At 66.5% G+C, this 6402-nt stretch carries 11 protein-coding genes; all 11 read right to left on the reverse strand.

From position 1 onward, the window contains the following. Positions 1–6: 6 nt before the first annotated feature. A complete protein-coding gene (rpmC, locus tag WQ56_RS13430; protein WP_047137636.1) occupies positions 7–195 on the reverse strand; it encodes a 50S ribosomal protein L29 in 189 nt (62 codons plus the stop codon). After that, positions 195–608: a 50S ribosomal protein L16 gene (rplP, locus tag WQ56_RS13435; protein ID WP_047137637.1), complete on the reverse strand. Its 414-nt coding sequence runs from the start codon at positions 606–608 to the stop codon at positions 195–197. Before rplP ends, rpmC begins: the two co-directional genes overlap by 1 nt. 2 nt (positions 609–610) lie before the next feature. Continuing rightward, positions 611–1348 (reverse strand): 30S ribosomal protein S3, encoded by a 738-nt coding sequence (gene rpsC, locus WQ56_RS13440; RefSeq protein ID WP_047137638.1) that lies wholly within the window; start codon positions 1346–1348, stop codon positions 611–613. Then, positions 1349–1741, reverse strand: coding sequence for a 50S ribosomal protein L22 (rplV, locus tag WQ56_RS13445; protein ID WP_047137639.1), 393 nt, complete (start codon positions 1739–1741; stop codon positions 1349–1351). 10 nt (positions 1742–1751) lie between these two features. Beyond that, complete coding sequence (gene rpsS / locus WQ56_RS13450; protein ID WP_047137640.1) at positions 1752–2024, reverse strand: 30S ribosomal protein S19; 273 nt, start codon at positions 2022–2024, stop codon at positions 1752–1754. A gap of 6 nt (positions 2025–2030) precedes the next feature. Beyond that, complete coding sequence (rplB, locus tag WQ56_RS13455) at positions 2031–2858, reverse strand: 50S ribosomal protein L2 (protein WP_047137641.1); 828 nt, start codon at positions 2856–2858, stop codon at positions 2031–2033. A 10-nt stretch (positions 2859–2868) separates the two neighbouring features. Then, the gene (gene rplW / locus WQ56_RS13460; RefSeq protein ID WP_047137642.1) at positions 2869–3168 is read right to left on the reverse strand and encodes a 50S ribosomal protein L23; all 300 of its coding nucleotides are present in this window, start codon (positions 3166–3168) and stop codon (positions 2869–2871) included. Then, positions 3165–3770 (reverse strand): 50S ribosomal protein L4, encoded by a 606-nt coding sequence (rplD, locus tag WQ56_RS13465; protein ID WP_047137643.1) that lies wholly within the window; start codon positions 3768–3770, stop codon positions 3165–3167. The genes rplW and rplD overlap by 4 nt, the downstream gene beginning before the upstream one ends. Positions 3771–3781: 11 nt before the next feature. Next, on the reverse strand, positions 3782–4435 hold the full coding sequence (gene rplC / locus WQ56_RS13470) for a 50S ribosomal protein L3 (RefSeq protein ID WP_047137644.1): 654 nt from the start codon (positions 4433–4435) through the stop codon (positions 3782–3784). Positions 4436–4446: 11 nt separating this feature from the next. Further along, positions 4447–4758, reverse strand: coding sequence for a 30S ribosomal protein S10 (gene rpsJ / locus WQ56_RS13475; RefSeq protein ID WP_047137645.1), 312 nt, complete (start codon positions 4756–4758; stop codon positions 4447–4449). Between the two features lie 451 nt (positions 4759–5209). After that, positions 5210–6400, reverse strand: coding sequence for an elongation factor Tu (tuf, locus tag WQ56_RS13480; RefSeq protein ID WP_047137646.1), 1191 nt, complete (start codon positions 6398–6400; stop codon positions 5210–5212). Positions 6401–6402 lie beyond the last annotated feature (2 nt).

A 6402-nucleotide genomic window follows, 5' to 3' on the forward strand; every position in this document is an offset into this window, starting at 1 on the left:
GGGTCCTTACTTCTTCTGGCCGATCAGGGTGTTGACGCGCGCGATCTCGCGGCGCACCCGACGGGCTTCGTGCGTCTTGGTCAGCTGGCCGGTCGCCTTCTGCATGCGGAGCGAGAAACGCTCCTTGTGCAGCTCGAGCAGGTGCGACTGCAGTTCTTCTGCCGACTTCTCGCGGAGTTCCTTGGTCGTAGCCATCAGCGCACCGTCCGGGTCACGAATTGGGTGGTGACCGAAAGCTTGGCGGCAGCCAGGCGGAACGCTTCGCGCGCCACCGTCTCCTCGACGCCCTCGATCTCGTAGATCATGCGGCCGGGCTGGATCTGGGCGACCCAGTACTCCACGCCGCCCTTGCCGGAGCCCATTCGGACTTCGATCGGCTTCTTGGTGATCGGCTTGTCCGGGAACACGCGGATCCACATCTTGCCGCCGCGCTTGACGTGGCGGCTGATGGTCCGGCGGCCGGCTTCGATCTGACGCGCGGTCAGCTGGCCGGTCGCGGTGGCCCGCAGGCCGTACTCGCCGAAGCTGACGGCGTTGCCGCTCCACGACAGGCCGTCGTTACGGCCCTTGTGCATCTTGCGGTATTTGGTTCGCTTGGGTTGCAGCATGATTAGTCCCTCGCCTCGCGTTCACGACGCGGACCACGGCGCTCGCGGTCTCCGCGGTCACCACGCTCGCCGCGCGGCGTGTCGTCCTGCTTCTCCTGGCCGACCTGGGAGAAATCGAAGATCTCGCCCTTGTAGATCCAGGTCTTGATGCCGATGATCCCGTAGGTCGTCTTGGCCTCGGCGAAGCCGTAGTCGACGTCGGCACGCAGCGTGTGCAGCGGCACGCGGCCTTCGCGGTACCACTCCGAACGCGCGATCTCGGCGCCGTTGAGGCGGCCGGCGACGTTGACCTTGATGCCCAGCGCGCCCAGGCGCATCGCGTTGCCGACCGCACGCTTCATCGCGCGGCGGAACATGATGCGGCGCTCGAGCTGCTGCGCGATCGACTCGGCGACCAGCTGCGCGTCGAGCTCCGGCTTGCGGACCTCGGTCACGTTGATGTGCGCCGGAACGCCCATCATCTGGCTGACGTCCTTGCGCAGCTTCTCGATGTCCTCGCCGCGCTTGCCGATCACCACGCCCGGGCGGGCGGTGTGGATCGTCACGCGCGCCGTCTTGGCCGGACGCTCGATCAGGATCTTGCTGATGCCGGCCTGCGCCAGGCGCTTGCGCAGCATCTCGCGGACCTTCAGGTCGGCGGCCAGGTACTCGGCGTATTCCTTCTTGCCGGCGTACCACTTGGAGTTCCAGTCCTTGGCGATGCCCAGGCGGATACCGGTGGGATGAACTTTATGACCCATTTACTTGCCCTCTCCCACGACGACGGTGATGTGGCTGGTGCGCTTGAGGATGCGGGTACCGCGTCCCTTGGCGCGCGCCATGAAGCGCTTCAGCGTCGGACCTTCGTCGACCGTGATGGTGGCGATCTTCAGCTCGTCGACGTCGGCGCCGGCGTTGTTCTCGGCGTTGGCGATGGCCGACTCGACGACCTTCTTGATCAGGTGCGCGGCCTTCTTGTCCGAGAACTTCAGCAGGCCGACGGCGCGCTCGACCGGCAGACCGCGGACCTGGTCGGCGACCAGGCGGGCCTTCTGCGGCGAGATGCGCGCGGTCCGCAGGATCGCGGTGCGCTTGTTGACCTCGGTGCGAGCGCGCTTCTGCTCTTCGAGGCGGGCTTTCGTTGCCTTGTCCATTGTGCGCTCCTTACCTGCCCGACTTCTTGTCGCCGCCGTGACCCTTGAACGTCCGGGTCAGGGCGAACTCGCCGAGCTTGTGGCCAACCATGTTCTCGTTGACGAGCACCGGGATGTGGTTCTTGCCGTTGTGGATGGCGATGGTGAAGCCGACCATTTCCGGCAGGACCATCGAGCGGCGCGACCAGGTCTTGATCGGCTTCTTGGTGTTGGTGCCGGCGGCCTCGACCTTCTTGATGAGGTGGTGGTCGACGAACGGACCCTTCTTGAGTGAACGTGCCATGGTCTATCAGCTCCTGCGGTCGCGCACGATGAACTGCTGCGTCCGCTTGTTATGGCGGGTCTTGTAACCCTTGGTCGGCACGCCCCACGGGGTGACCGGGTGCGGGTTGCCTTGTCCGGCGCGGGCCTCACCACCGCCGTGCGGATGGTCGACCGGGTTCATCGCCGCACCGCGGACGGTGGGCTTGACGCCGCGCCAGCGCTTGGCGCCGGCCTTGCCGAGCTTCTCGAGGCTGTGCTCGTCGTTGCTGACCTCGCCGATGGTGGCGCGGCACTCCGACGGCACCCGACGCACTTCGCCCGAACGCAGGCGCACGGTCGCGTAGACGCCCTCGCGCGCGATCAGCTGGACGGCGGCACCGGCCGCACGCGCGATCTGCGCGCCCTTGCCCGGCTTCATCTCGATGCAGTGGATCGTCGAGCCGACCGGGATGTTGCGCAGCGGCAGCGTGTTGCCGGTCTTGATCGGCGCATCCGAACCCGCGATCACCTGGTCGCCGGCCTTCAGGCCCTTCGGCGCGATGATGTAGCGGCGCTCGCCGTCGACGTACACCAGCAGCGCGATGTGCGCGGTGCGGTTGGGGTCGTACTCGATGCGCTCCACGCGCGCCGGGATGCCTTCCTTGTCGCGCTTGAAGTCGACGATGCGGTAGTGCTGCTTGTGACCGCCGCCGATGTGGCGCGTGGTGATCCGGCCGTGGTGGTTGCGACCACCCGACTTGCTCTTCTTCTCGACCAGCGCGGCGTGCGGCGCACCCTTGTGCAGCTCGGGGTGCACGACGCGGACCGCGGAGCGGCGACCGGCGGACGTGGGCTTGAATTTCATCAATGGCATCGGGGCTTCCTCAGACCTTCGCGTTCATGACGTCGATCGACTGGCCGTCGGCCAGCTTCACGTAGGCCTTGCGCCAGTCGCCGCGGCTGCCCTGACGCTGGCGGAAGGACTTGTTCTTGCCCTTCACGTTGACGACGTTGACCGCTTCGACCTTGACGTCGAACAGCTTCTCGACCGCGGCCTTGATGTCGGCCTTGGTCGCGACCGTCGACACTTCGAACGCGTACTGGTTGGACACTTCCTGCAGGCGCGCGGTCTTCTCGGACACGCGCGGCGCACGGATCACTTCATAGAGCTTGGCGTCGTTCATGCCAGCCACTCCTCGATCTTCTTCACCGCATCGGTGGTGATCAGCACGGAATCGGCGCCGACCAGCGCGACCGGGTCCAGGCCCTGCACGTCGCGGATCTCGACGTACGGCAGGTTGCGTGCCGACAGGTACAGGTGCTCGGACGCGTCCTCGGTCACGATCAGCGGACGCTTGCCCAGGTCGAATTCCTTGAGCTTGGCGACCATGCCGCTGGTCTTGGTCTCGGTCAGGTCGAACGTCTCGACGATCGTCAGACGGCCCTGGCGGTTGAGCTCGGACAGGATCGCCGACATCGCCGCGCGGTACATCTTGCGGTTGACCTTCTGCTCGAAGCTGCGCGGCTTGGCCGCGAACGTCACGCCGCCGCCGACGAAGATCGGCGCGGTCAGCGCACCGTGACGGGCACCGCCGCCCTTCTGCTTCTTCGACTTCTTGGTCGTGCCGTTGACTTCCGAACGGGTCTTCTGGGCCTTGGTGCCGGCGCGGCCGGCGTTGCGATAGGCGACGACGACCTGGTGGACCAGATCCTCGCTGAAATCGCGGCCGAACACGGCGTCGGAGACCGACAGCTTGCTGCTGCTGTTGTTGATTGCGAGTTCCATCGTGCTACTCCTTATGCCTTGCTCGACGGACGCACGATCACGTCGCCGCCCGGCGCGCCCGGCACGGCGCCCTTGACCGCGATCAGGCCGCGCTCGGCGTCGACCTTGACGATCTGCAGGCGCTGCGTCGTCTGGACGTCGGCGCCCATGTGGCCCGACATCTTCTTGCCCGGGAACACGCGGCCCGGCGTCTGGCGCTGGCCCAGCGAACCGGGCTGGCGGTGCGACAGCGAGTTGCCGTGCGTGGCGTCGCCCATCTTGAAGTTCCAGCGCTTGATCGTGCCCTGGAAGCCCTTGCCCTTGGTGACGCCCTGGACGTCGACGAGCTGGCCCACTTCGAAGATGTCGGCCTTGATCTCGCCGCCGACGCTGAAGTCGGCGATCCTGTCGTCGGCCACGCGCAGTTCCCACAGGCCACGACCGGCTTCGACCTTCGCCTTGGCGAGGTGACCGGTTTCGGGCTTGTTGACCAGCACGGCGCGCTTGCTGCCGGCGGTGACCTGCACGGCGCTGTAGCCGTCGGTCTCGGGGGTCTTCACCTGGGTGATACGGTTGGGGGTGGCTTCGATCAGCGTCACCGGCACGGACTTGCCGTCCTCGGTGAACACGCGGCTCATGCCGGCCTTGCGGCCGACGATGCCCAACGAATGAATCTTCGCGGTCATGGTGGCGGCCCTCAGGTCAGCTTGATCTGGACGTCGACGCCAGCCGCGAGTTCGAGCTTCATCAGCGCGTCCACGGTCTTGTCGTTGGGGTCGACGATGTCGAGCACGCGCTTGTGCGTGCGGGTCTCGTACTGGTCACGCGCATCCTTGTCGACGTGCGGCGACGTCAGGATGGTGTAACGCTCGATCTTGGTGGGCAGCGGGATCGGGCCGCGCACCTGGGCGCCCGTCCGCTTCGCGGTTTCGACGATCTCGCTGGCCGAACGGTCGATCAGACGATGATCGAACGCCTTGAGGCGGATCCGGATCTTTTGGTCCGTCATGACGGAAATATCCTTCGTTAAAAGAGCGACGGGCCCGCGGCTGGGTGCGCGGAACCCCTGTGAAATCGTGGCTGGCCGGAGCATTCACCCGCGCCCCGGGGCCTTTCCCTGGAAAAACGAAAGGCAGACCGGTCGCCCGATCCGCCCAGACCTGGAATCGCAGACGCAATGACCCGCTCCATCCCATCGTGCTCCGAAGACCTTCGGAACGGGTGGAGCGCAGCCTTGCGACATGTCCGTGTCTGGCGAAGACGAGGGCATCCTGCACCTCATTTCGCGGTTTCGCGGGCAGGCCTGAATCGACCAAACCGCGAGGGTCTTGCATTCTAGCGGGTACCGCCCGGCCGGCGCAAGCCCCTGCCCGGCGGAAAACGCGGAACGGACCGGGAGAGCCGGTCCGTCCGCTTGCATCGAAGCCCCGGCCCGCGCGGAGCGCGCGCGGGCCGTCGGATCACTTCAGGATCTTGGCGACGACGCCGGCGCCGACGGTGCGGCCGCCTTCGCGGATCGCGAAGCGCAGGCCTTCGTCCATCGCCACCGGGTTGATCAGCGTGACCTTCATCTTCACGTTGTCGCCCGGCATCACCATCTCCGTGCCTTCCGGCAGCTCCACCGCACCGGTGATGTCGGTCGTGCGGAAGTAGAACTGCGGACGGTAGCCCTTGAAGAACGGCGTGTGGCGGCCACCCTCGTCCTTCGACAGCACGTACACCTCGGCCTCGAAGTCCGTGTGCGGCTGGATCGAACCCGGCTTGGCCAGCACCTGGCCGCGCTCGACGTCGTCACGCTTGGTGCCGCGCAGCAGCAGACCCGCGTTGTCGCCCGCCTGGCCCTGGTCGAGCAGCTTGCGGAACATCTCCACGCCCGTGACCGTCGTCTTCTGCGTGGCGCGGATGCCCACGATCTCGATTTCGTCGCCGACCTTGATGATGCCGCGCTCGATACGGCCCGTGACCACCGTGCCGCGACCCGAGATCGAGAACACGTCCTCGACCGGCATCAGGAACGTCTTGTCCACGTCGCGCTCCGGCTCCGGGATCCAGGTGTCCAGCGCCTCGACCAGCTTCAGGATCGCAGGCACGCCGATCTCCGACTGGTCGCCTTCCAGCGCCAGGCGCGCCGAACCCGAGATGATCGGGGTGTCGTCGCCCGGGAACTCGTACTTGCTCAGCAGCTCGCGCACTTCCATCTCGACCAGCTCGAGCAGCTCGGCGTCGTCCACCATGTCGGCCTTGTTCAGGAACACGACGATGTACGGCACGCCCACCTGACGCGACAGCAGGATGTGCTCGCGCGTCTGCGGCATCGGGCCGTCAGCGGCCGAGCACACCAGGATCGCGCCGTCCATCTGCGCCGCACCGGTGATCATGTTCTTCACGTAGTCCGCGTGGCCCGGGCAGTCGACGTGCGCGTAGTGGCGCGTCGGGCTCTCGTATTCCACGTGCGCGGTCGAGATCGTGATGCCGCGCGCCTTCTCTTCCGGCGCCGCGTCGATCGCGTCGTAGGCCTTGAACTCGCCGCCGAAACGCTCGGCGCCGATCTTCGTCAGCGCCGCCGTCAGCGTCGTCTTGCCGTGGTCGACGTGACCAATCGTGCCGACGTTGACGTGCGGCTTGGTGCGCTCGAACTTACCCTTTGCCATGG

The organism is Luteimonas sp. FCS-9 (assembly GCF_001014645.1).
Lineage (GTDB): Bacteria > Pseudomonadota > Gammaproteobacteria > Xanthomonadales > Xanthomonadaceae > Luteimonas.

Bases quoted from the DNA above. Each gene is read 5' to 3' on its own strand.
- rplC (WP_047137644.1), bottom strand. From the start codon at position 4,435: ATGACCGCGAAGATTCATTCGTTGGGCATCGTCGGCCGCAAGGCCGGC.
- rpsJ (WP_047137645.1), bottom strand. From the start codon at position 4,758: ATGACGGACCAAAAGATCCGGATCCGCCTCAAGGCGTTCGATCATCGT.
- rplV (WP_047137639.1), bottom strand. From the start codon at position 1,741: ATGGACAAGGCAACGAAAGCCCGCCTCGAAGAGCAGAAGCGCGCTCGC.
- rplD (WP_047137643.1), bottom strand. From the start codon at position 3,770: ATGGAACTCGCAATCAACAACAGCAGCAGCAAGCTGTCGGTCTCCGAC.
- rpsS (WP_047137640.1), bottom strand. From the start codon at position 2,024: ATGGCACGTTCACTCAAGAAGGGTCCGTTCGTCGACCACCACCTCATC.
- rplB (WP_047137641.1), bottom strand. From the start codon at position 2,858: ATGCCATTGATGAAATTCAAGCCCACGTCCGCCGGTCGCCGCTCCGCG.
- rpmC (WP_047137636.1), bottom strand. From the start codon at position 195: ATGGCTACGACCAAGGAACTCCGCGAGAAGTCGGCAGAAGAACTGCAG.
- tuf (WP_047137646.1), bottom strand. From the start codon at position 6,400: ATGGCAAAGGGTAAGTTCGAGCGCACCAAGCCGCACGTCAACGTCGGC.
- rplP (WP_047137637.1), bottom strand. From the start codon at position 608: ATGCTGCAACCCAAGCGAACCAAATACCGCAAGATGCACAAGGGCCGT.
- rplW (WP_047137642.1), bottom strand. From the start codon at position 3,168: ATGAACGACGCCAAGCTCTATGAAGTGATCCGTGCGCCGCGCGTGTCC.
- rpsC (WP_047137638.1), bottom strand. From the start codon at position 1,348: ATGGGTCATAAAGTTCATCCCACCGGTATCCGCCTGGGCATCGCCAAG.